Consider the following 23,012-nt stretch of genomic DNA (forward strand, 5'->3'; position numbering starts at 1 on the left):
TCGCTGCGTGAGGTCGTACGACGAGGACTCGGCCGTGCTTTTGGCGCGGGAACCTTTCCACGACAGCTCGCGCGTTGGGGTTCCCTCCCGGGCCGCGGGGCTCGACGCGTCCGTTCCGCTTCGCGTGTGGGTTCCCGATTCGGTGCAGGATCCGACGGTTGTCTTGCGCCAGTTGATGGATGGGGAGCCCAGGTTCGTCACGTGTACACGGGGCGATGCCGACGGTGCCGGGCACTGGTTTGAGGCCGAGCTTCTCGCGCGCAATCCTGTGACGAGGTATCGCTTCCTCGTAACGGGTCGCGAAGATGGGCAACCGGTGTACGAGTGGCTTACGGCCGCGGGAATCGCCGATCACGATATCTCCGACGCCCACGATTTTACGTATCTCGCGAGCGGCTCGAAGGCCCCTAAGTGGCTTGAAGGCGCGATCGTGTACCAGGTGTTCCCGGACCGTTTCGCACGTTCGGTCTCGAGCGGTGAACTTCCCGTGCACGAGCTTCCCGAGTGGGTGCTTCCGATGCAGTGGGATGAGCCGTGCGAGGAGAACGGCGAGCGCAACGGTCGCCAGATCTACGGGGGCGACCTCAAAGGCCTCGAAGAGAGGCTTGGCTACCTGCAGGATCTTGGCGTCAGTGTCGTGTACATGTGCCCGATTTTCCCGGCAGGTTCGGCGCATCGCTATGACGCCTCGACGTTCGAGTTCGTCGATCCTCTACTGGGCGGCAACGAGGCCCTGGTTTCGCTCACCCGGGCCGCTCATGCGCGCAGCATGAAGATCGTCATGGACCTCACGACAAACCACACGGGTAATACCCACGAGTGGTTTGCACGAGCGCAGGCTGACGCGACGAGTGAAGAAGCAGGCTTCTACTTTTTCACCGAGCACCCCGACCGCTACGACGGCTGGCTCGGCATCGATTCGCTCCCGAAGCTCGATTACGAGAGCGCCGCGCTTCGCGAGCGTATGTACGCGAGCGAGAATTCGATCGTTCGCCGCTACCTCGAGCCCCCGTTTAACGTGGACGGCTGGCGCATCGACGTTGCGAACATGACGGGTCGCCACGGCGCGCAGGATCTCACGCACGAGGTTGCCCGCGAAATACGCGAGGCAATGCGAGAGGACACATGGCTTGTCGCCGAGCATTTCCACGATGCCTCAGCCGACCTTGCCGGTGACGGCTGGGATGGCGCGATGAACTACACCGGCTTCACGAAGCCGCTGTGGGCGTGGCTGAGCCCGCAGAGCTCCTCGGTGATGTGGCTCGGCCTTCCCATGCGCGTACCGCAGCTTCCCACACGTGCAGTTCTTGCAAGTCTGCGCGACTACAACGCTCAGCTCACCTACGAGGCTCGCCTTCATTCACAAAACCAACTGTGCTCGCACGACACGGCACGCAGCCGCACCGTGTTCGCCGACCCTGATCGCCACGCGGCCGCCCTCGGCGCGCTCGTTGGCTTCCCGGGTATCCCCACCCTTTTTGCCGGGGACGAGCTCGCACTCGAAGGTAACAACGGCGAGCACTCACGCACCCCGATGCCGTGGGGGGCTATCGATACCGGCGCTCTCCCCGACAAGACGCAGCGTTGGCAAGAGCTCACCAGGCGGGTTTTTGCGGCGCGCCACGCATTTCGGGCACTGCGAAGCGGCGGCATGCGCTGGCTGCACGCTGGGTGCGACTCTTTGACCTTCATACGCACCGATGAACAAGAGCCGGTTCTCGTCCATCTTGCGCGGGCGGCGCACGACGAGATCGCTCTTCCCGAATCGCTCGTACTTGCTTCCGCCAGCGGGCACGACCGCGCCGCGGTGTGCTCCCCGGGCCTCACTCTCGACACCGCGGGCTCCACACGTGGCGAGCGGCCGTCGGAACACACACTGACCCTGCGCGCCGAACGCGCGGGCTTCGCCCTCGTGCCCTTGCGCCCCCTCACGGCCGCACCTACTCGCGGCCACTGAGCCGCCCCCAACTGTTCCCGCCCGCACCTCGTGGGCACCACGTACAACCCAAGGAGGATTTCCACATGGCCAACGAATGGTGGCGCGACGCCGTTGTTTATCAGGTGTATCCGCGCTCGTTCGCTGACGCAAACGGTGACGGCATGGGCGACTTGCCCGGCATCACCGCCAAGCTCGAGTACCTCAAGGACCTGGGCGTCGATGCGCTGTGGCTCTCCCCGTTCTACACGTCCCCGCAAAAGGACGGCGGTTACGACGTTTCGAACTACACCGACGTTGATCCACGTTTCGGCTCGATCAGCGACGCCGACGACCTCATCGCCCGCGCACACGAGCTCGGTATCAAAGTGATCGTCGACATCGTTCCGAACCACTCGAGCGATCAGCACGAGCTGTTCCAGAAGGCCCTTGCGGCAAAGCCCGGCTCGCCTGAACGCGATATGTACATGTTCCGCGACGGCAAGGGCGAAAACGGCGAACTTCCGCCGAACAACTGGCAGTCGATTTTCCACGGCAGCGCCTGGACTCGCGTCACGGAGGCCGACGGTAAGCCGGGCCAGTGGTACCTCCACATCTTCGATACCTCTCAGCCCGATTGGAACTGGGAGAACCCCAAGGTTCACGAACTGTTCGAGGGCGTTTTGCGTTTCTGGATGGAGCGCGGGGCCGACGGCTTCCGCGTGGACGTCGCGCACGGCATGGTGAAGCCCGAGGGACTTCCCGATGCGCCCGAGGCCAAGGAAACCGCGATGCTCGATACGGGCGATGACGACGACATCCCCGTGTATTTCGATCAGGACGGCGTGCACGAGATCTACCGCGAGTGGCGCGCCATCATGAACGAATACGACGGCGATCGCATGATGGTCGCCGAAGCTTGGGTTCCTAAGAACCGCCAGCACCTCTACGTGCGCCCCGACGAAATGCACCAGATCTTCAACTTCGGGTTCTTGCAGGCCGGTTGGAGCGTTGAGACCCTTACCTCGGCGATCATGGAACCGCTGACCTTCGCGAACGAGGTCGGTGCCCCCACGACGTGGGTGCTGTCCAACCACGATACGATTCGCCACGCGACCCGCTACGGCTTCGATCACGGCTACCGCTTCGGCGAGGGCCTCTCACGCGAGGAAAACCCCGACTTTGAGCTTGGCGTGCGCCGCGCACGCGCCGCCACGGCCCTCATGCTGGCCCTGCCCGGATCGGCGTACATCTACCAGGGTGAAGAGTTTGGTCTTCCCGAGGTCGCGGACATCCCCGACGAGCTGCGTGAAGACCCTGCCCACAAGCGCGCAGGTGTTCCGGGCCGCGACGGCTGCCGCGTGCCGCTCCCCTGGGAAAAGAATGCTCCCGCCTACGGCTACTCCCCGACGGGCGAGGCGTGGCTCCCCCAGCCCGAGATCTTTGGCGAACTCGCCGCAGATCAGCAGGCTGGAAAGCCCGATTCGACGCTCGAGATGTACCGCACGGCCCTGCGCCTTCGCCGCGAGCTCGAGCTCGGCAAAGGCACAGACGTCACGATCAACGATTCCCTCGGTGAGGGCATCCTCTCGCTCACCTCGGGCCCCATCACGGTGCTCGTCAATACGACCGATCAGGATCACGCCCTTCCCGAAGGAGCCGAGGTCGTCTTCGCTTCCGTTCCCGACGCGAAGACCATCCTCGCCGCAAACTCAACGGTGTGGATCAAGAAGTAAGCACCGCCCGCCTGTAGGCGATCGACGCAAAACCGGAAGGCGTCGGACCCGGAACCCACCGGGCCCGGCGCCCGCCTTTTTAACGAAAGTTCTCGGGCGTAAACCCCATGCTGCGCCCCACTGTTTCCGCGGCTTCGCGCACAGCTGGGCAGAGAGTGTCGATTCTTTCCTCCGAGGTCCGGAACGCAGGTGCGGCGAGGAGAAGCGCCCCCACGATCCCTCCGCGGTGATCGAAGATAGGGCTTGCGATACCGACCTCGTCTGCGTTCGAATCACGGTTGTTGACCGCGTAGAGGCGCTCGCGAATCTCGGCGCAATGCTGATCGTAGGACTCTTTGCTCCAGCCGAGTACCGCCGGCTGAACTTCGTCAACTCCCTCGACTTTCAGGCCGGGCTCTCCCCCGCCCCATGCGTGGAAGACTCGCACGGTTGCGTGGGCGAGCGACAGGTAGCGCGTGCCGATCGGGGTGACGTGGCGGATCATTTCGGTGCCCTGCACCTGCTCGACCACGATCGCCTCTATCCCGTCGAATACGCACAGCGACACCGTCTCGCGGGTCTGTCCAGCGAGTTCTTTCATGGTGGGGTACGCGAGCGAGCGCAGATCCAAGTGCGACAGGAGCGGGCCAACGATCGACAAAAGCCCCCAGTTCAGCCGGTACTTTTTCGTCTCGGGGTTTTGCGCAACCATGCGTTCAGCCTCGAGGGTGCGCAAGGTCCGTGACACGCTCGACTTGTGAAGTCCGACGGCCTCCGCAATTTCGGTGACGCCGCATTCGGGTTCATCGACCGTGAAGCATCGAAGGATTGCGGCGACGGTCGAAATGGTGGAATTCGAACGCGGGGCCTGGGGCGCGGAGTGTGTGGTCGTTTTCGTCATGACGGCTCCATGCTAATCACCACGAGAGGGACCCCGTACAAAGCGGGGCCCTCTCGCCCATCGTGTGGCGAGCGTTATTCCTTCTCGGGAAGCCTCGGGATGTTGGCGGGAATCTCCTCCGGCGGAAGCGGAAGGCCGTGCTCATCAACCGTGAAGTCCTCGGGGCGAACCTCGGGGTCGTTGACCTCACGCTCGAGCAAGCGGGTCTCGCGGTCGCGGTGCCGCAAACGCCTGAAAAGGTTGATGATCATGAGCAGCACCACGAACGAGAATGGGAACGCACCGATGATCGTTCCGGTCTGCACGGTGTCCACAACCGAGTCGGAGCCGAGCGAAAGGAGCACAATCGCGACAACGGCGATCGAGACAACAAGCACGACCCTGAACGCGCTGCTCGCCTTCTTCGGCGCATTCACGAACTCCGCGAGCGCGTACGTGCCTGAATCAAGAGAGGTCACGTAGTAGGTGCCCACGAGGACGGTCGCCACGATAATGAGGATCGTACCGATGAAGGGGATCATGCCAAGCATTTCAAAGAGGCCCGCAGCATTATCGATCCCGACCGCTTCGGTGACAGCACCGCCGCTCTTCTCGTCGTAGAACATCCCGGCCGAGGCGATGATGCCCACCCAGACCATGACGATAATCGACGGCACGATCGTCACCCCGACGACGAACTCGCGGATCGTGCGGCCACGCGAAATGCGCGCAATGAAGCCGGCAACGAAGGGGCTGAATGCAATCACCCAGCACCAGATGAACACGGTCCACCAGCCGTTCCAGCTGTCCTGCCACGAATCGATCGGGGTCATCGTGAGTTCGGGCGCCGTAAAGAAGCTCATAGAAAGGAAGTTGCTGATGAAACTTCCCGAGGTTTGCACAAGGTTCGAGAGGATATAGACGGTGGGTCCGAAAAGAAGCACACCGAGCACGAGAACGACCGAAAGAATCGTGTTGAGCTCGGAAATGCGTTTCATTCCTTTATCCACACCCATGAAGGCGGAGAATGCTGCAAGAACAGCGAACACAGCGATCACGATGAGCCACACCGTATTGCCGCTTTCCAGACTCGTGAGCGAGCTTAGACCCGAAGAGAACTGAATGGCGGCAAACGAGAAGCTCGTTGCAAGACCGAGAACGGTCGCGATGATCGCAAGCATCTCGATGACCACGCCGGCGGGGCGCTGCGCCTTCTTAGGAAGGATGTCGACGGTCGCCTCCCTGAAGGTGAGGGTTTTGCCGAGGTTGTGGTGCGAGTAGGCAAGGCAAGCAGCGATACCGCCGTAGATCGCCCACGCCGTAAAGCCCCAGTGGAAGTATGTCCACACGATTCCGCCCTCGCCCGGATTTCCCGTGATCGGGAGGATCGCCGCATCTTCCTTCATCATGATCGGCTGCGCGAGTGACCAGAAAATGAGGCCAATGCCCTGCCCGCAGGCGAAGAGCATCGAATACCACGCGAAAGCCGAGTGCTCGGGCTTCGCTTTCGGACCTCCGAGGCGCACCTTGCCGAGCTTCGAAAACGTCAACCACACGCACAGGGCGACCGCGAGCACCGAGTAGGCGACGAAATACCAGGTCCACCCCGCCGTGATCTGTGTGCGAAGGCCATCGATCACGTTCGCGGTTCCGTCGGGGTTGACGACGACCGCAATGACAACGCACACGATAAGGATCGGTGGAAGCGCCTTAATGATGAGCGAATCGATAGGTGGAATGATCGAACCGCGGAAGCGAGGAAGCTGCACCTCCGTGGTCTGAGTGCTCGGCTCCTCGAGCGAATGCTCTGGCCCAGCCTGATCCGGTTCGGGCGTTCTCGGTCGGGGCATAGTTCTATCCTTCGTTGAGGGCGGACGCTTGTAAGCGCTTAGGTGAGGTTCAGTTCTTGGAGGAGGTCAGCAGCGATAGCAGAGGCCGCTGCACAAAAGAGCCACTCCCCTTTTTCGCGGCTGGCCCCTCGCGGTGACGAGAGGCAGCCCGTTTCGGGCGTACGCCCCGGTACGACGGGGAGACGGTCGAAGCGAGGAAGATCAGCTGCGGGGTGATCGACCATCAGGGATTCATTCACGAGGCTCGGGTAAAGGCGCATCATAAGGGCAGTTTCGAGAACACCCCCGTGCTCGATGTCCCATCCCGGGAAGCCGTCGGGATAGACCTTCGCGAGCGTCGCGTCATCTACATAGTCCCAATAGCTAAGTAAGAGCGCGCTGCGCTCGGAGCCCTGCACGATCCCGAGGTCCCGAAGGGCAAGATCCACGCCTTCGTAGAGGAATTGGTAGTTCTCATAGTGTCCGTTGACGAACACCACGCTGCTTACCCCCTGCGCGAAAAAACCGCGCGTGATGTCACGTGCGTAGCTCGTGAGAGTCTCGGCATCGAGGCTAATTGTGCCGGGGAGGTGATTACCCCCGCCGGACTTTTGCTGCGATTTATAGCCGTATACGAACGGCTGCGCGACTTTTACCGGGTCAACGTCACCATGCGCCTTGGCGTTGACGAGATCGCACGCTCCGCGTGCCACGGCGTGCGAGAGAAGTGCGTCGGTACCGAGTGGCATGTGGGGGCCGTGCTGCTCGAGAGCGCCAACGGGGATGAGCACGACGGAGCGCCCTCGACACCACGAGGCATAGTCGGGGGCTGCGGTAAAAGCGAGGTCGCGTTCGGGACGTGGGGATACGGCGGTGTCGAGAATAGTCGGGTCGATGTCCACGGTTGGCTCCTGGAGATGGGGCGGGATGAATCGAATCGGGCGCAACTAACGAAAAAGCGTACGCGGCGCGGCCACGATGCGGTGGCCGCACCGCGTGTTAGCTCAAGATGCGAGACTTCAGGCCGGGATGATGTTCTTCTCCGGGCCGTACGGGAACTTCGTAATGTTCTCTACGCCATCTTCGCCGACCACGAGAATGTCGTGCTCACGGTAGCCACCGGCGCCGGGCTCGCCCTCGGGAATCGTGATCATCGGCTCCATCGACACAACCATGCCTGGTTCGATCACGGTATCGATGTCTTCGCGCAGCTCAAGTCCTGCCTCACGGCCGTAATAATGCGAGAGCACACCGAACGAGTGGCCGTAGCCAAAGGTGCGCTTCGGCAAGAGGCCGTAGCCCACGTAAATTTTGTTGAGCTCAGCGGCAATGTCTTTGCACACCGCACCGGGCTTGATGAGTTCGAGCCCCGCCTCGTGCACCTCGACGTTGATGTCCCAGTAGCGGCGCGCTTCGGGGCTCGGCTCTCCCACGAAGAGAGTGCGTTCAAGGGCCGTGTAGTAGCCCGAGGTCATCGGGAAGCAGTTGAGCGAGAGAATGTCGCCCGCCTCAAGCTTGCGCGTGGTCGGCCAGTTATGGGCGCCGTCGGTGTTAATCCCCGACTGGAACCACACCCACGTATCACGCACCTCGCGATGCGGGAAGGTCTTCGCGATTTCATGCACCATCGCCTCGGTACCCGCAAGCGCCACCTCATACTCGGTCACACCGGGGCGAATGGCCTCGCGGATCGCCTCACCACCGAGGTCGGCGATGCGCGCGCCGTGCTTGATGACTTCGATCTCCTCAGCACTCTTGAACATTCGCTGACGCATGGATTCGAGCGAGATATCTACGAGCTCTGCGCCGCTTAGGGCATTCTCGAGGCGCCCGCGCAGGAGGGTGGGCAGCGAATCGTCCTCGACGCCCACGCGCTTTGCACTCACGCCCGCGCGACGGAGGGCCTCGCGGATGCCCTCGTAGTAGTTATCGCGGTTCCAGTCGGTATACACGATGTTGTCACCGTAGCTCGTGCGCCACGGCATACCCGCATCGATATTGGCGGAGATCGTGCACGTGCTCTCCTGCGTCACGACGAAGGCGTAGTGCCGACCGAAGTACGTGAAGAGAAAGTCGGAGTAGTACTTGATGCCGTGGAAACTCGTGAGCACAACAGCGTCGAGGTCCTTTGCGGCCATGATGTCCCGAAGACCGCTGATGCGGCGTTCCATTTCAGCGTCGGAGAAGGTGAGCTTCTGCTTTTCGCCATTCTGGATGGTCTTGAGGGCTTCGAGTTCGGATACGGAGGTAGCGGGTTTCTCAGTCATGGAGTTCTCCTTAATTCACGCGAAGTCTCGCGGATCGGTACGCAGCGCTGCGTATGTGCGATCGCGCGAATGCGCTGCGTTGAGCATCGTGCGATCGACGCGGCCGGAGCCCGGCTGCTGTGCTCAAGGGCGCCGGGGCTATCACGTCACGAGAATCTATCTCGCGTTGCGCTAGTGGCAACCCTGTTGCACTACCAGTATGCACGTCTCTGCTGTGAATGTCACAGAAAAGGAAAAACTCTAATGAGCAAAGGCGGGAGTGAGCCGCTTGCCTGTCTTCTTGACCGTCGCCTTCGCGAGCTCACGCAGCGAGTCAACAATGCGCCTGTCGCCTGACATCGATTCCTTGTCGAAGATCAAACTCAGTTCGGTACATCCAAAGATCACCGCACCGGCACCAGCTGCCTCCATTGCGTCGATGATGCCCGAAAGGGCCGGGAGGTCGACGGGGCGGCCGGCTTTGACCTGGTCGTAGATGAGAGAGTTCACGACCTCTTGAACGTCCCGGTCGGGAACCATCGACGCGAGGCCCGCGCGCGCTAGCGCATCCTGGTAAACGTTTGCGTGAATATTGCCTTCAGTCGCAAAGATCGCAACCGGCGAATCCTCTGCTCGGCGCTCACGAAGACGTTTGGCGGCGGCTCGCACGGTGACCTCGACGATGGACAGCAGGTCCACCTGCGCAGTGGAATCGATCGCTTCGGCGTAGTGATGGGCGGTATTGCAGGGCAGCACAAGAAACGACGCTCCCGCATTCTCCAAAAACGCCGCATCGTGGGCAAGCACAGGGCCCGGGTCCTCCGCATGCGCTGCGTCGAGGATATGGCGCGTACGATCGGGGGTACTCGCGTGCTGCATTACGATGCAATCGATGTGGTCCTGGTCCGTTCGAGCAGCGGTCGCTCGCACAAGGACGTCCATGAACACGGCCGTTGCCCCGGGGCCTACCCCTCCAAGTACCCCTACGAAAGGGGTCTGCCACACCGTCATCACTTCTCCCCAGAGGTCTGTACGTCCGCGGTATCGGGCTTGTAGTGAGTGCGGAATTTTTTCACGTAGTTCACGAGAGCCGCGTAGTAGTAAAACCAGCGTTTCGGATCTTTTTCGACTCCGCGATAGTTGAGCGGATTCTTGACGCGCCTCGCTTTGAGTACGCGCTTGAGGATCGCGCGCGATTCGGGATCGCGGGTGTAGTGCTTGACGAGGGCCACCGGCACCACGGTGTAGAGCGTTTCTGGCTGGTCCTGAACAATCTCCCCCGGCTCTCCGAGGGCATCGAGGATTTGCTCGTTGACGTAGTAGGTGACGGGGTTGTGGCCGGCTGCGGTGATGTAGTAGTTCGATCGGCCAAGTCGGGGGTTAAGCTCAAAGAACACGGTTCGGCCCGTTCGCGGATCATACTTGAGGTCGAAGTTCGCGTAGCCGGTCCAACCGAGTTCACTCACAATTTTTTGGGCCTGTGCCACGGCTTCGCGATTGACGCCCGAAACGATCGCTGCGGGATTACCAATGGCGCCGGGAGTGTGCTCCTCGAGCAGCGTCCGCCCCCACGAGGCAAATCGGATACGGGAGTTACGGTCGCAATAGGCGGTGAGGATGCGCATGTTTTGATCGTCGCCGGGAATGAGGTCCTGAACGATGATCGCCTTGCGGTAGCCGGCCCCGTGGATCTTGGCAAAGAGTGAACGGAGATCCTGTTCGTTCGCCACCGTGTGGACCTTGGATTTCCCAACAAAACTCGTTCGCTTCCATGCCGAAACGTCGGCTGGTTTCGCGATTACGGGGTAGTTAAAGGGGAGGTCGAATGATTCAGGCACCCCCGCTGCGAGGTCGACGATCACCGTTTCGGGGTGGTCAACACCGAGCTTTTCGCACAGGCGCGTGAAGTTGTTCTTCTCGGTGCCGGCCTCGAACGCCTCGAGGCCCACGTACGGCACGATCCACGCGGGATCCATTGCTCCCAGCTCATCGCGGACACGGATGATGGATTTGACCGTGGCATCGGCGGAACCCAAAAGGATGACCTGAGCGTTCGGCCGCTCAGCCCCGATTTTCTCGGCAATTGCTGTGAGCGACGGTGCGAGCACGCCAGGGTCCATGGGATCCTCGCACAGCACGTTGTCGATAATCGCGCTCCTCGCGATCTGCCATCCAAGTTTCGCGCTCACAACGATCGACTTGACCCCGTACGCCTCGTGAAAGGCTCGCGCGAGTGAGTATGCGCCGATGTCACCCCCGACGATGACCGGTTGTATATCGAGCGCGGCCGCCGCTTCCGGCGAATTTTCCGTGTGCACCATAGCCGCGACTATATCGAGCCTCAAGCCCTCAGTTGCGTTCCCGCGCGCGTGACTTCGCGCAACTGAGGCTTTTCTCCCCGCACGCAATTCCGGGAAAACTCCGGGATGGCGTTCACCGCCCCGAAACACAGGGCACATAGTCTCGAGGTGCGAAGCGTTGTGGCCATGCGCCCGCCTGCGGGTTTGCGGGCCTCGCTTGCCGGCGGGGCCTCAGCCCCGTGGCTCGAGCAATATCAGTCTCGAGGATGATTGAGTCCATCCTCCAGACCGATGCGTCCACAGGCCTCCGCGACTCACGATGGAGACATGATGATGCACAGAAGTGAACGAGCACCCCTCAAGGTCCTCATTACAACCGACTGGTACGAGCCGGTTGTCAACGGGGTCGTGACGAGCGTTCTCACGCTCAAAAAGCAACTCGAGATGCTCGGGTGCGACGTACGAGTGCTGACTCTCGCAGAGTCCCTACGGTCGTCGTCGCGCGATGGCGTGTATCGCCTCGCATCGCTCAACGCTTCCATGTTTTACGATCACGCCCGCATTTCTGTGCTCCCCAACCGGAAGATCCGCCGGGAGATCGAGCAGTGGCACCCGGATGTTATTCATTCGCAGTGCGAGTTCTCGACCTTCCTATGGGCCAGAACGATCGCCAAGGCGCTCGACATCCCGATCGTGCACACCTATCACACGATTTACGAGGATTACACCCACTACTACGCGCCCACGAAAACCATGGGCAAGAAGATGATCACGGCCTTCTCGAAGAAGTTTTGCGAGCAGGTCAGTGCGGTGATCACGCCGACGGCAAAGGTCGAGAGGCTTCTTCGCGGCTACGGCGTCACACAGCCCATCGCCGTGATCCCCACGGGTCTCGATCTCTCGCGTTTCCACGCCGCTGAGACGAACGAGGACCTCGAGCGCAGCCGCGAGATTCGCCGCGAGCTTGGTATCGCTGAAGGCACGAAAGTTCTCCTGTCGGTGTGCCGTCTTGCGAAAGAAAAGAGCGTCGACGACGTGCTGCGCCACCTTGCAAAGGCCCGCCCCGCCGAAACCGTTTTCGTGCTGGTCGGTGACGGCCCGTCACGTAACGAACTCGAGGACCTCGTCGACCACCTCGGGATCAGGGATATGGTGCGTTTCGCGGGCTTCCGCGCTCCCGAGGAAGTCGCCGACTACTACCGCATGGCCGATCTCTTCGTTTCTGCCTCGCTCAGCGAAACCCAGGGCCTCACGTTCATCGAGGCCATGGCATGTGGAATCCCGCTCCTGTGCCGCAAGGATGACTCGCTCGACGGCGTGATCCTCGAAGGTAAAACTGGTTACACCTACGGGGACTCGACCCAGTTCGCCGCGCGCCTTGCCGACATCCTCGAAGACGATGCGCTGCGTGCCCGCATGGCAGCCTGCGCCGCCAAGCGCGCCGCCACAGTTTTCTCGGCGGAAGCTTTTGGACGATCCGCCAAAGAGGTCTACGAAAAGGTGCTCGCAAGCGTCGGAACCGGGCGCCGCCGCAGCCCGCTGAGCCTGAAGATTTCCACCCACCGCGAGAGCGTTACAAAGACACCTCGCCCCACGACCAATGGAGAAGAGCGCCTGGCCGCATGAGTGCACACGAGGACACCACGACCGCACCGACCGAAAACTCCTCGCCAGCGTTCCCGGGGGCCGAGAAACTTCCGTTCACTCCTACGGAACGTTCACGCACCAATATCGCTCCCGCGATCGAACCGCGTGAGGGGATGAGTGCGAAAGAGCACCATCAGTCGCGCTTCGGTGAGCACACCGCCGAACGCGTCACCGCCCACAAGAAGGCCATTCAGATCGCGGTCAAGGTCATGCCGTTCGTAGGGCTCGCGTTCTCGATCGGCCTCGTTGCGTGGGGTATCAAGACCGGCACGCTCGAGTCCCTCGATTCTCTTCAGGCGTACATCGACTCACTCGGGATCTGGGGACCGATAGGTTTTATGGCGGCTAGCTTCGCCTCGGTGATGTTTCCTATCATCCCCGCCGGGCTTCTCGTGATCGCTGCTCCAATTCTGTTCGGGCCGATCGAGGGCACAATCTATAACTGGCTCGCGGTGTGCGCCGGCTCGATCACGAACTTCATCGTGGCACGCCAGGTGGGCATGGCTCTCATCGAAGCGATGTTTAGCGAGAAGACGATCGAAAAGTACCTCGGGTGGACGCGAAAATCCGGTTTCACGACATTATTCGCAGCTGCGATCGTGCTGCCCATCGCCCCGGATGACCTCCTCTGCTACCTCGCGGGCACGACGAAAATGAAGTTCTCGACGTACACGTGGATCATCCTCCTGGGTAAGATCCCCACCCTCGTGGCATACGGGCTCGGCATTAGCGCGCTCGTGACCAATCTTCTCCCCTGGTAAAGGGCACGTACATGGCGAAACCACGTATTCACGCATTTTCGAAAGCCGACTCCGTCGCGGGCCAGGGGGTGGGAAGCGCCTACCTTGAGCAGGTTGCACTCATCAGCGCAGAGCTCGGCGACGAATTCGATATCAACCCGCGAGCCCGCCTCGGAAGCTTCGGCGACATCAACCATTTCCATTCCATCAATCCGGAATATCGCGCTGCGATCCCCCTCGCCAAGCGGCGTGGGGCGACGCTCGCCCACGTGCACTTTATTCCGGAGACCGTCGATGATTCGATCGCGATGCCAAAACCGGCGCGCTGGGCGTTCTACCGCTACATGCTGAACTTCTACCGCGCTACGGATACGCTCGTCACGGTCAATCCCTGGTTCATCACAGCGCTCGAGAGCACATACGGATTCGATCCGTCCCGCATCACGTTTATCCCGAATTTCGTTTCAGAGGAACAGTTCCATCCTCTCGAGAGAAACGAGAGCATCGCCCAACGACGACGGGCCTGGGGCGCAGACGACACTCGCTTCGTGGTCATGTGCGCAGGCCAGCTGCAAACCCGCAAGGGATTTTTTGATCTTCTCGACGTTGCACGCGCGATGCCTGAGGCGCTCTTCGTGTGGGCTGGGGATTTTTCGTTCGGTCGCATCACGAGCGGCTACGAACAAATCAAAAAGGCAAAAGAGAATCTCCCCGCGAACGTCAAGCTCATTGGACTTGTGCCGCGCGAGGAGATGAATGAGTGCTTCAACGCCGCGGATGCATTTTTCCTGCCAAGCTACGAGGAGCTCTTTCCCATGACGATCCTCGAAGCCATGGCAACCGACACCCCCATCGTGGTTCGGGACCTCGTGTACTACGAAGGCGTGCTGTTCGATCACGCGACGCGCGTTCAGGCCGGGCGCGGCGAGATCGACGGGTTCGTCGAGGCTCTCACGAGGCTGAAGGACTCCCCCACCGTTTACGCGAAAGCCCAGCAGGCCGCGCGCGAAGGCGCCGCCCGCTATTCGAGGGCGTCGGTCGCCGCGCAGTGGCGCGATTTCTACCGGAGTCAGCTCACGCGTTAGCGGGAACCGTCGGGCCTCCACACGACAAGCGCACCCGCTTGGCGGCGACGCGGCCGCTGACCGCGGCGCATCGCTTCGACTTCACCGGTTTGCGAGGTCGCGAAGATCCTCGTGTCCCGCTTGCGCTGTGCGTCACGCTCCTCGGTCAGTTCGTCGAGTTGCGCGCGCAGCCGCTCCACTTCGTTTTGAAGCTCAAAGATGCGCTTGATGCCCGCGAGGTTGATGCCTTCCTCTTGCGAGAGGGCTTGGACTTGCCTCAACTGCGCGATGTTCCAAGCGCTGTAGCGTCGCCCGCGCCCACTCGTGCGCTGCGGCGACACGATCCCAAGCCGATCGTAGGTGCGTAGGGTTTGCGGGTGCATCCCCGTAAGCTCGGCCGCGACCGAGATGACGAAGACTCCCGCGTGCTCATCGAAACGTGACGGTGCCATGTCTCCTCCTTCTCGTGGCCGTCGGTCGTGGTGCTACCGGGTGGCGTTCTCCGCAAAATCCGCCCGGGGGTCGAACTCGCTCGTCGCCTCGGCGAAGTCGCGAAGGGCGCGCTCGGCGGTTTCACTGAGCGTATCGGGAAGCGCAATCGTAAGCGTCACGAGCAGGTCACCCGTGCCCTTCTTGGCCCGTACGCCCTTGCCTTTGGCACGCAGCGTGCGCCCGGAGGGAGTGCCGGCGGGCACCTTGAGCTTCACGTTTGAGCCATCGATAAGAGGCACGCTTATGGTCGTGCCGAACGCGGCTTCGGCGGCGGTGACAGGGACGTTTACCCGCAGGTTAATCCCGTCCATGGTGTAAAGCGGGTGGGGTGCAACCTTCGCGGTCAGCATGAGGTCACCGGGGGCGCCACCGTTCGCCGACGCTTGCCCTTTGCCCCTGAGCCGAATCTTCTGTCCGTCGTGAACGCCCGCGGGAATACGGGTCGTGATGTTCCGACCGCCCGCGCTAAACGACACCTCGGTTCCGAGCACTGCGTCGCGGAAGCTGAGCTTAACGCTTGCGCTGACGTCGGCGCCTTTTTGAGGTGCTTGGCGCCCAAAGCCGCCGTTCGGCGAGAAGCCTGCACGGCCCTGACCCCCGCCGAAGCCGCCTCCGCCAAACATTCCCATGAGGTCTTCGATGTTGACGCCGCCCGCGCCACCACCGAAACCACCGCCGGTAAAGGCACCGAAGAGGTCCTCAAATCCGCCGCCGGCTGCACCGCCGGGGCCCGAGGCGAAGCGCGCACCGCCCGCGCCCATCGCGCGGATCGCGTCGTACTGCTTGCGCTGCTCCGCGTCGCTCAGGATCGAGTAGGCCTCGCCCACTTCCTTGAAGCGCTCTTCCGCCGCGGCATCCCCGGGATGCCTGTCCGGATGCAGCTCCTTCGCCTTCTTGCGATAGGCCTTCTTGATTTCTGCTGCGGAGGCGTCCTGGGAGACGCCGAGGATCTTATAAAAGTCCTTGCTCAGCCATTCCTGCTGGCTCATGGTGTCTCCTCGTCAAAAGTTTGAATCTATGGAGCGAGGCGGCGGTGCGTGTGCCCGCCGCCTCGCGGTGTGCTGGTGGCGTCGGCCCGCCCCGTTCCACTGTCACGTGTCGGGAGGGGCCGACGTTTGCCCTGCCTTAGTTGGGGCCGACCGTGCCCACGCGCGCCGGGCGCAGGACACGTTCCCCCATCATGTAGCCCGGCTGCATGATGACCTCAAGGCTCGTCGCCTCGACATCACCGCTGCTCGAGTGCATGAGTGCCTCGTGCTTTTCGGGGTCGAACTCTTCGCCGACCTCGCCGTAGCGAACGAGACCGTGCGCACCGAGTGCTTCCTCGAGCTTGCTCGTGATCGAGGCAAACGGCGTGCCCTCGGCGATATCCCCGTGCTGCCGAGCGAGCTCGATGTCGTCGAGGACGCTAAGCAGCGATGTGAGGACCTTTGCGACGGCCTGCTGCTGACCCACGACGGCGCTCTGTTCGATGCGCCTGCGCGAGTTCACGTATTCGGCCTGGTCGCGCTTGAGCTGCTCTTCGAGCTCGTTCACTTTCGCTTTGAGGGCTTCGGTCTCGGCGACAGCACTCTCGTAGAGGGCTCCGGCCTCGGCGGAGAGATCGTCGACCTCGGCGCTCTCGGGCGTTTCAGTGCTGTTCGCGCCCGCCGCGTCGGGCGCGGGAGTTTCCTCCGGTGCGCCGTCGGTTGGCTGCTCGTTCATGTCTGGCTCCTCGCCTTTCGTGGACGTGCGCTTATCGGTGAACGTGAACGGTTTGTCGTTCTCGCTCACTTGTCGTCCTCATCGTCAACGATCTCGGCGTCGACAACGTCGTCGTCTTCGCCCGAGGCAGCGTCGGCCGAATCCGCGCCTTCGGCGTTACCTGCCTGCTCGGCCTGAGCGGCCGAGTAGATCGCGGTGCCGACAGCCTGGAGCTTCTCGCTCAGTGCTTCGCGTGCGGCTTCGAGGTCGCTCGTCGAGGCATCTTCCTTGGCGAGGGTTTCCTTGGCCTCCTTGATCGCGTCTTCAGCTGCGGTCTTGTCGGCGTCCTGGATCTTGTCGCCGTTGTCCTTGAGGAGCTTGTCGCCCTGGTAGGTGAGCTGCTCGAGGGTGTTGCGAGCGTCAGCGTTCTTGCGGCGCTCGGCGTCCTCGGCAGCGTGTGCCTCGGCGTCCTTCACCATGCGGTCGATCTCTTCGTCGGAGAGACCCGAGCCACCCGTGATCTGGATCGACTGCTCGTTGCCGGTGCCGCGGTCCTTCGCGGACACGTTCACGATGCCGTTGGAGTCGATGTCGAAGGTCACTTCGATCTGCGGCATGCCGGCGGGGGCCGGTGCGATTCCGGAGAGCTCGAAGGTACCGAGCAGCTTGTTGTCGCGCGTGAACTGGCGCTCACCCTGGTACACCTGAATGGCGACCGAGGGCTGGTTGTCGTCAGCGGTCGAGAAGACCTCGGAGGTCTTGGTCGGAATCGCCGAGTTGCGCTCGATGAGCTTCGTCATGAGGCCGCCCTTGGTTTCAATGCCGAGCGAGAGCGGCGTGACGTCCATGAGGAGCACGTCCTTGCGGTCGCCCTTGATCACTGCGGCCTGGAGCGCGGCGCCGTACGCCACGACCTCGTCGGGGTTGACGCCCTTGTTGGGCTCCTTGCCGGTGAGCGAGGTGACAACCTCGGTCACGGCCGGCATACGAGTCGAGCCACCCACGAGGATCACGTGGTCGATGTCGGAAACCGAAACGTCGGCGTCTTTGATGACCTGGTGGAACGGTGCCTTCGTGCGCTCGAGCAGGTCGCTCGTGAGCTCCTCGAAGTGGGAGCGCGTGAGCTTCTCGTCGAGGTGGATCGGGCCGTTTTCACTCATCGAGAGGTACTGGAGCGAAATGTTGGTCGAGGTCGAGCTCGAGAGCTCCTTCTTGGCCTGTTCAGCGGCTTCCTTGAGGCGGTGCAGTGCGATGCGGTCCTTCGAGAGGTCCACGCCGTCCTTGTTCTTGACCTGGCTCACGAGGTAGTCGACGACGCGCTGGTCCCAGTCGTCGCCACCGAGGCGGTTGTCACCCGCGGTCGCCACGACCTGAATGGCCGAGCCGTCCTCGTCCTTCGAAATTTCGAGGAGGGAGACGTCGAACGTGCCGCCGCCGAGGTCGAACACGAGGATGCGCTCGTCGTCCTTGCCCTTTTCGAGGCCGTACGCGAGAGCGGCGGCGGTGGGCTCGTTGATGATGCGCAGGACGTTGAGGCCCGCGATCTGGCCGGCGTCCTTCGTGGCCTGGCGTTCCGCGTCGTTGAAGTAGGCGGGGACGGTGATGACCGCGTCGGTAACGGTCTGGCCGAGGTAGGACTCAGCATCGCGCTTGAGCTTGCCGAGGGTTCGGGCCGAGATCTCCTGCGGGGTGTATTTCTTGTCGTCAACTTCGGTCGTCCAGTCGGTGCCCATGTGGCGCTTGACAGACGAGTACGTACGGTCAACGTTGGTCGCGGCCTGGCGCTTGGCGACTTCACCGACGAGGACTTCGCCGGACTTCGAGAAGGCCACAACCGAGGGGGTCGTGCGAGCGCCTTCGGCGTTCGCGATAACGGTGGGTTCGCCACCTTCGAGAACGGCGACAACAGAGTTGGTGGTGCCGAGGTCGATTCCTACTGCCTGTGACATAAGTGTTCTCCTTCCGCGTGTGCGACCGGTGGATTCCTGTGGTAGCCGCACCGCTATCAACTTGGCTGTGCTCAAGGACGCGATTAGTCAACGCTTCCCAAAGTTGGGTTGTCAATCGACGTATCACTCAACTTGAGTTCACTAGGCTCAACTCTTCTACTGGCGAGCTTATTCCGCAGATTTCTACATATGCCTCACGTCACATTGTGTGCGCGCTTGCGCCCATAAAAGGGTTCCAAGGCGCGCGTGCCACAATCGAGGTTGCGCCTTTGCGCCAACCCCGCCCTCGAGCCACGGAAAGAAGCGGTCATGCCCACACACTGCGCCGACCCCCTCTCGCTCGAATTCGTCGAAACCCCTTCGCCCATAGGCACACTTCTCTTCGCGGCAACGTCACGCGGGCTCGTGCGCATCACCTTCGAAAGTGACGACCTCGAGGCCATGAAGGCCCTTACCGAAGCACAGCTACGCAAAGCCGCGCACGCCTCAGTTCAGGCACCCGCATTCGAGCCCCACGAGGTGCTTAGCGCGGCTAAGGATCAGATCCTCGACTTTCTCGACGGCAACCGTCGGACCTTCAGCTTCCCGCTCGACCGCTCCCTTTCCCAGGGGTTTCGCCGCGCGGTGCATGAGGCAATTGAACAGATTGGCTTCGGCGAGCGGCAAAGCTACAAGTGGGTCGCAGAGCGTGCCGGCAACCCCAAAGCGGTGCGCGCAGTGGGCACGGCTTGCGGCACAAATCCCCTCCCGATCGTGGTCCCGTGCCACAGGGTCATAAAATCCGACGGCAGCCTTGGCGGCTTTAGCGGCGGGATCGAGAAAAAGCGTTTCTTGCTCGCGCTCGAGGAGGGCGGCGCGCCACGTGCGTGACGCCGAGAAAGTGGCAACGTCGGCCCTTCCCCTACCGTTTCGAACTCCTAGACGGACCCCACGACGCTCACAAAACGCTTGAGGCGCTCATCCTCAGAATTGAAGAAGTGCTCGGGATCGCCGTTGAAGAGGATCTTTCCTTCCTCAAGAAACACGACGCGGTCGGCAACGCTTCGCGCAAACTGGAGCGAATGCGTCACAACGACGAGGGTGCGGTGCTCGCTCGCGAGAGACGAGAGCACCGCGATAACCTCGGCGGCAAGCTCCGGATCAAGCGCAGACGTCGGTTCGTCGAACAGGAGATAGTCGGTGCTCAAAGCAAGGGCGCGGGCAATTGCGACGCGCTGCTGCTGACCGCCAGATAGTCGCGCGGGATAGGCGTCGATCTTGTCCGCAAGCCCCACGCGCTCGAGGGCGCGAATACCCCTCTCACGCGCATGGGCCTTCGACATCCCGCGCGACGTGATCGGCGCAAGCGTCACGTTCTGAAGAGCGGTGAGGTGCGGAAACAGATTGAACTGCTGGAACACCATGGTCGAGTGACGCCTGATTTCGCGGACCTTCTGATCCGAAAGCTTGCCGCTCACATCTATCGGGCCACTTCCGAAATCAAGCGTGCCCTCATCCGGCTTTTCGAGAAGGTTTATGGAACGCAAAAGCGTGGATTTACCCGAGCCCGAGGGGCCGAGCAGAACGGTCGTGCGCCCCGGCTCGATGTCGAGGTCGATGTGATCGAGTGCGGTAAACGCACCAAAACGCTTCGTGATCGAACGCAGCCTCAGTGGGCTGCGCGCCTCACCCACATTGAGGTCAGCAGAGGTCTCAGTCACGCTCAACGTACACGCTCGCTTTCTTTTCTAGCCACGCCTGCACGAGACTCAGCACGGAAATAAGAACAAGGTAAATCGCCGCTACGAGGACGTAGAGGTAGAACGGCTCGAACGTTGCGGCCGCTCGCTGCTGCGCCACCATGAACATGTCGAGCAGCGTAATCGTCGAGACGAGGCTCGTGCCCTTCACGAGGTCAATGAAGTCATTGCTGAGCGGTGGGAGCGCAATGCGGAACGCCTGCGGGGCAATCACCTTGAGGAACGTCGTGCGCCGATCGAGATCGAGCGTCGCCGCCGCCTCGTACTGGCCGCGCGGGATTGAGAGGATTGACGCGCGCACCGCCTCGGAAGCGTAGGCCCCACTGTTCAGGGCGAGGGTTCCGACGGCTGCAGTCCACGGGTCGAGCACAAGCGATGGGGCGAGTTTCGGCAGTCCGTAAAACACGATGAAGAGCTGCACGAGCAGAGGCGTTCCGCGAAACACCCACACGTACAGCCACGCGATCGCCTTGAGCGGACGGAAGCGCGAAAGTCTCGCGCTGGCCGTGATAATGGCCAGCACGAGGGCGATCGCAAAAGCGATGAGCGAGAGAGGGATCGTGACCTTGAGGGTCGCGAGGAGCATGGGGCCAATCGCCCCTGCCCACACCTCTAGCGCTCGCGAAAGATCAACATTCACGAGGGAATCTCCGTGGGGCGTTTAGTTCTTGGGAGTGAGGTCAAGCCCGAGCCAGTCCTTGTCGATCTTTGCGATCGTGCCATCGTCGAGGAGCTCGGTAATAGCCTTGTTGATCTTCTCGGTGAGAGGGCTGCCCTTCTTGAGCGCCCCGGCGATAAGAACCTCGGTTTCAAGCTTCTCGTCCAGGACCTTGATCGGCGCGTCGGGGTGTTCCTCAAGATAGGTGTCGAACGCAACGACCTCGTTCGCCGTGACGTCGGCTCGGCCGGTCGAGACAAGTTCGACCGATTCGGCGAAGCCCGGGGATGCGACAATTTCGGCGCCGGCGTCCGTCATGGCCTGCCCCCAGTTTGAGGTTGTCGTCTGCGCCGCGCGGCGCCCCTTGACATCGGCGAGAGACGTGATGTCCGAGCCCTCCGGGACGCCAAGGCGACCCTGGGTCTGTGCATAGGGGACGGTAAGGTCAAAAGCTTTCTTGCGCTCATCGGTCACAGCGACGTTGTTCATGACGAGGTCGTACTGCCCGGCATCGAGGCCAGCAAGCAGGCTGTCCCATTTTGCCTCGACGTATTGGGCCTTCTTGCTGATCTTCTCGGCGATCGCCTCGACGATGTCGATCTCGAAGCCCACAAGCTTCCCCGAGTCATCGTGGAAGTTGTACGGCTTGTACACGCCCTCAACACCAACCTTGAGCACGCCCTCTGCGGAGCCCGAGCCACCGGCCTGCTTTCCATCATCGGACGAGCCGCATGCGGCAAGGGCCAGGGCGGCAGCAGAAATGCCGGAGGTCGCAAGGATTGAACGGCGCGAAATGGAACGAGACATAGTGAGCTCCTTTATGAGAGTGATGGGGAAAGTGGCTACTTCTGCGCGACGTCGAGCGCCTTGGCAAAGTCAGCCAGGAGGTCGTCGATATTCTCGATGCCCGCGCTGAAGCGCACGAGGCCATCGGTGATGCCAGCACGGTCGCGTGCGGCTTGCGTCATGCCGTCGTGGCTCATCGTCGCCGGGATCGACAGAAGCGATTCGACTCCTCCGAGACTCACGGCGAACGAGGGGATTTCGAGCGCATGGAGGAATTTCTTGAGGTCGTAGCCTTGTGCGAGTTCGAATGAGAAGACGGCGCCGATACCTTTGGCTTGACGCTCGTGAACCTCCCGTTCAGCGTCGCTGAAGGACCCGGCTGAGAGCACCGTTTGGACTGCGGGGTGATCGCTCAAGAAGGCAACAAGCTTCTCAGCGTTTTCTTGCTGACGGGCGATGCGCAGCGGAAGAGTCTTGATGGCCTGGAGAAGCCGGAAAGAGGTCAGTGGTTCGAGTACACCCCCGAAGACCTTCTGGCTGAGGCGAATATTCTCGGCGAGCTCGTCATCATTCGTCGTGACAGCACCCGCAAGGAGGTCGCTGTGGCCGCCGAGGAACTTGGTCGCTGACTGAACGACGAGGTCCGCGCCGAAGTCGAGGGGCCGCTGCAGAACCGCGGTCATGAATGTGTTGTCGATGACGAGGAGAGCGCCGTGCGCGTGAGCGAGCTTCGCGAGGCGCTCGATATCGACGACGCGAAGCGTGGGATTGCCGGGTGATTCGACGAAGATCATGCGCGTGTTCTCGCTCAGGTCTTCGCTCGTAATAGAACCGAGGTCGTCGAAGAACGTGCCCGTCAAGCCAGCACGAGGGAAGATCTTTTCGACGTAGCGGAAGGTGCCGCCATACACGTTGGATGAAAAGAGCACTTCGTCACCCGGGCTCAAGAGGCTGAAAACCGAACTCACTGCGGCCATCCCGGTCGCAAAAGCGAATCCGTACTTCGCTTCCTCAAGGCTCGCGATGACCGACTCGAGGTCGGCTCGCGAAGGATTCGAGCCGCGCTGATAGGCGTAGTCCCCGCTCACCGAGTCGATATCGAGTTCGAAGGTCGAGGAGAGGTGGACGGGCGGCACAACCGCCCCAAACTCGCTCTTGCGCGGCGCGAGAATGGCCCGGGTATCAATATGCATGTCTCTCCACAGTCCTTTCAAAACACAGGTTGTTGGACACACAAGCGCTAACAATAGCTTATGTACCCCATAAGCATGTCAATACTAGGGGTCTCGCTGGCGAAAACCAAAAAATCTGTGACGCACTATGACGCTCCGAAAGTCGCAATCCCCCTCAATCTCACGTATGAGATCCC

At 61.7% G+C, this 23,012-nt stretch carries 20 protein-coding genes; 6 read left to right on the plus strand and 14 right to left on the minus strand.

All coding sequences use genetic code 11. The features are described from left to right. Window positions 1-7 precede the first annotated feature (7 nt). Window positions 8-1,957, plus strand: a complete 1,950-nt coding sequence (locus HMPREF3176_RS08505; RefSeq protein ID WP_246826717.1) for an alpha-amylase family glycosyl hydrolase — start codon at window positions 8-10, stop codon at window positions 1,955-1,957. A gap of 65 nt (window positions 1,958-2,022) precedes the next feature. Continuing rightward, window positions 2,023-3,651 (plus strand): glycoside hydrolase family 13 protein, encoded by a 1,629-nt coding sequence (locus HMPREF3176_RS08510; RefSeq protein ID WP_070459773.1) that lies wholly within the window; start codon window positions 2,023-2,025, stop codon window positions 3,649-3,651. Window positions 3,652-3,730: 79 nt separating this feature from the next. Here the strand turns inward: HMPREF3176_RS08510 and HMPREF3176_RS08515 are convergent, their stop codons facing one another. The 6 genes from HMPREF3176_RS08515 to HMPREF3176_RS08540 form a co-directional block, all read right to left on the minus strand. Beyond that, window positions 3,731-4,531: an IclR family transcriptional regulator gene (locus HMPREF3176_RS08515; protein WP_070459776.1), complete on the minus strand. Its 801-nt coding sequence runs from the start codon at window positions 4,529-4,531 to the stop codon at window positions 3,731-3,733. A 74-nt stretch (window positions 4,532-4,605) separates the two neighbouring features. Then, complete coding sequence (locus HMPREF3176_RS08520) at window positions 4,606-6,360, minus strand: BCCT family transporter (protein ID WP_016664282.1); 1,755 nt, start codon at window positions 6,358-6,360, stop codon at window positions 4,606-4,608. Between the two features lie 38 nt (window positions 6,361-6,398). Beyond that, window positions 6,399-7,241 carry a creatininase gene (locus tag HMPREF3176_RS08525; protein ID WP_070459779.1) on the minus strand — a complete coding sequence of 281 codons (843 nt, stop codon included), beginning with the start codon at window positions 7,239-7,241 and terminating at the stop codon, window positions 6,399-6,401. 117 nt (window positions 7,242-7,358) lie between these two features. Continuing rightward, window positions 7,359-8,606: an aminopeptidase P family protein gene (locus tag HMPREF3176_RS08530; protein WP_070459782.1), complete on the minus strand. Its 1,248-nt coding sequence runs from the start codon at window positions 8,604-8,606 to the stop codon at window positions 7,359-7,361. A gap of 240 nt (window positions 8,607-8,846) precedes the next feature. Continuing rightward, window positions 8,847-9,596, minus strand: a complete 750-nt coding sequence (locus HMPREF3176_RS08535) for a cysteate racemase (protein WP_016664279.1) — start codon at window positions 9,594-9,596, stop codon at window positions 8,847-8,849. Continuing rightward, complete coding sequence (locus HMPREF3176_RS08540) at window positions 9,596-10,906, minus strand: carboxylate--amine ligase (RefSeq protein WP_070459785.1); 1,311 nt, start codon at window positions 10,904-10,906, stop codon at window positions 9,596-9,598. The genes HMPREF3176_RS08535 and HMPREF3176_RS08540 overlap by 1 nt, the downstream gene beginning before the upstream one ends. A gap of 306 nt (window positions 10,907-11,212) precedes the next feature. Here HMPREF3176_RS08540 and HMPREF3176_RS08545 point away from each other — a divergent pair, with 306 nt between their 5' ends. The 3 genes from HMPREF3176_RS08545 to HMPREF3176_RS08555 are packed head-to-tail and all read left to right on the plus strand — an operon-like array spanning window position 11,213 to window position 14,357. Then, a complete protein-coding gene (locus tag HMPREF3176_RS08545) occupies window positions 11,213-12,511 on the plus strand; it encodes a glycosyltransferase family 4 protein (RefSeq protein ID WP_210386464.1) in 1,299 nt (432 codons plus the stop codon). Further along, window positions 12,508-13,293, plus strand: a complete 786-nt coding sequence (locus HMPREF3176_RS08550) for a TVP38/TMEM64 family protein (protein WP_083286339.1) — start codon at window positions 12,508-12,510, stop codon at window positions 13,291-13,293. Before HMPREF3176_RS08545 ends, HMPREF3176_RS08550 begins: the two co-directional genes overlap by 4 nt. Window positions 13,294-13,304: 11 nt before the next feature. Next, window positions 13,305-14,357 (plus strand): glycosyltransferase family 4 protein, encoded by a 1,053-nt coding sequence (locus tag HMPREF3176_RS08555; protein WP_070459790.1) that lies wholly within the window; start codon window positions 13,305-13,307, stop codon window positions 14,355-14,357. Here the strand turns inward: HMPREF3176_RS08555 and HMPREF3176_RS08560 are convergent. The 4 genes from HMPREF3176_RS08560 to dnaK form a co-directional block, all read right to left on the minus strand. Further along, window positions 14,354-14,788: a heat shock protein transcriptional repressor HspR gene (locus HMPREF3176_RS08560; protein WP_070459793.1), complete on the minus strand. Its 435-nt coding sequence runs from the start codon at window positions 14,786-14,788 to the stop codon at window positions 14,354-14,356. The genes HMPREF3176_RS08555 and HMPREF3176_RS08560 overlap by 4 nt on opposite strands. 33 nt (window positions 14,789-14,821) lie before the next feature. Further along, entirely contained in the window at window positions 14,822-15,817 is a 996-nt protein-coding gene (locus HMPREF3176_RS08565; RefSeq protein ID WP_070459796.1) for a DnaJ C-terminal domain-containing protein, read from the minus strand. A gap of 136 nt (window positions 15,818-15,953) precedes the next feature. Continuing rightward, a complete protein-coding gene (locus tag HMPREF3176_RS08570; RefSeq protein WP_016664272.1) occupies window positions 15,954-16,601 on the minus strand; it encodes a nucleotide exchange factor GrpE in 648 nt (215 codons plus the stop codon). Beyond that, window positions 16,598-18,460, minus strand: coding sequence for a molecular chaperone DnaK (gene dnaK / locus HMPREF3176_RS08575; protein WP_016664271.1), 1,863 nt, complete (start codon window positions 18,458-18,460; stop codon window positions 16,598-16,600). The genes HMPREF3176_RS08570 and dnaK overlap by 4 nt, the downstream gene beginning before the upstream one ends. Window positions 18,461-18,769: 309 nt before the next feature. Between dnaK and HMPREF3176_RS08580 the strand changes: the two genes are divergently transcribed. After that, entirely contained in the window at window positions 18,770-19,330 is a 561-nt protein-coding gene (locus HMPREF3176_RS08580) for a methylated-DNA--[protein]-cysteine S-methyltransferase (protein WP_052126859.1), read from the plus strand. A 47-nt stretch (window positions 19,331-19,377) separates the two neighbouring features. On the opposite strand, the gene HMPREF3176_RS08585 is transcribed toward HMPREF3176_RS08580, so the two are convergent. From HMPREF3176_RS08585 to HMPREF3176_RS08600, 4 genes are read right to left on the minus strand one after another with little or no spacing between them, the layout of a single operon-like run. Continuing rightward, a complete protein-coding gene (locus HMPREF3176_RS08585; RefSeq protein ID WP_083286340.1) occupies window positions 19,378-20,166 on the minus strand; it encodes an amino acid ABC transporter ATP-binding protein in 789 nt (262 codons plus the stop codon). Continuing rightward, window positions 20,153-20,839, minus strand: a complete 687-nt coding sequence (locus tag HMPREF3176_RS08590) for an amino acid ABC transporter permease (RefSeq protein ID WP_083286341.1) — start codon at window positions 20,837-20,839, stop codon at window positions 20,153-20,155. The genes HMPREF3176_RS08585 and HMPREF3176_RS08590 overlap by 14 nt, the downstream gene beginning before the upstream one ends. 21 nt (window positions 20,840-20,860) lie before the next feature. Then, on the minus strand, window positions 20,861-21,664 hold the full coding sequence (locus tag HMPREF3176_RS08595) for a transporter substrate-binding domain-containing protein (RefSeq protein WP_070459800.1): 804 nt from the start codon (window positions 21,662-21,664) through the stop codon (window positions 20,861-20,863). Between the two features lie 35 nt (window positions 21,665-21,699). After that, on the minus strand, window positions 21,700-22,836 hold the full coding sequence (locus HMPREF3176_RS08600) for a trans-sulfuration enzyme family protein (protein WP_070459802.1): 1,137 nt from the start codon (window positions 22,834-22,836) through the stop codon (window positions 21,700-21,702). Window positions 22,837-23,012 lie beyond the last annotated feature (176 nt).

The organism is Dermabacter sp. HMSC08H10 (genome assembly GCF_001807585.1).
GTDB classification, from domain to species: domain Bacteria; phylum Actinomycetota; class Actinomycetes; order Actinomycetales; family Dermabacteraceae; genus Dermabacter; species Dermabacter hominis.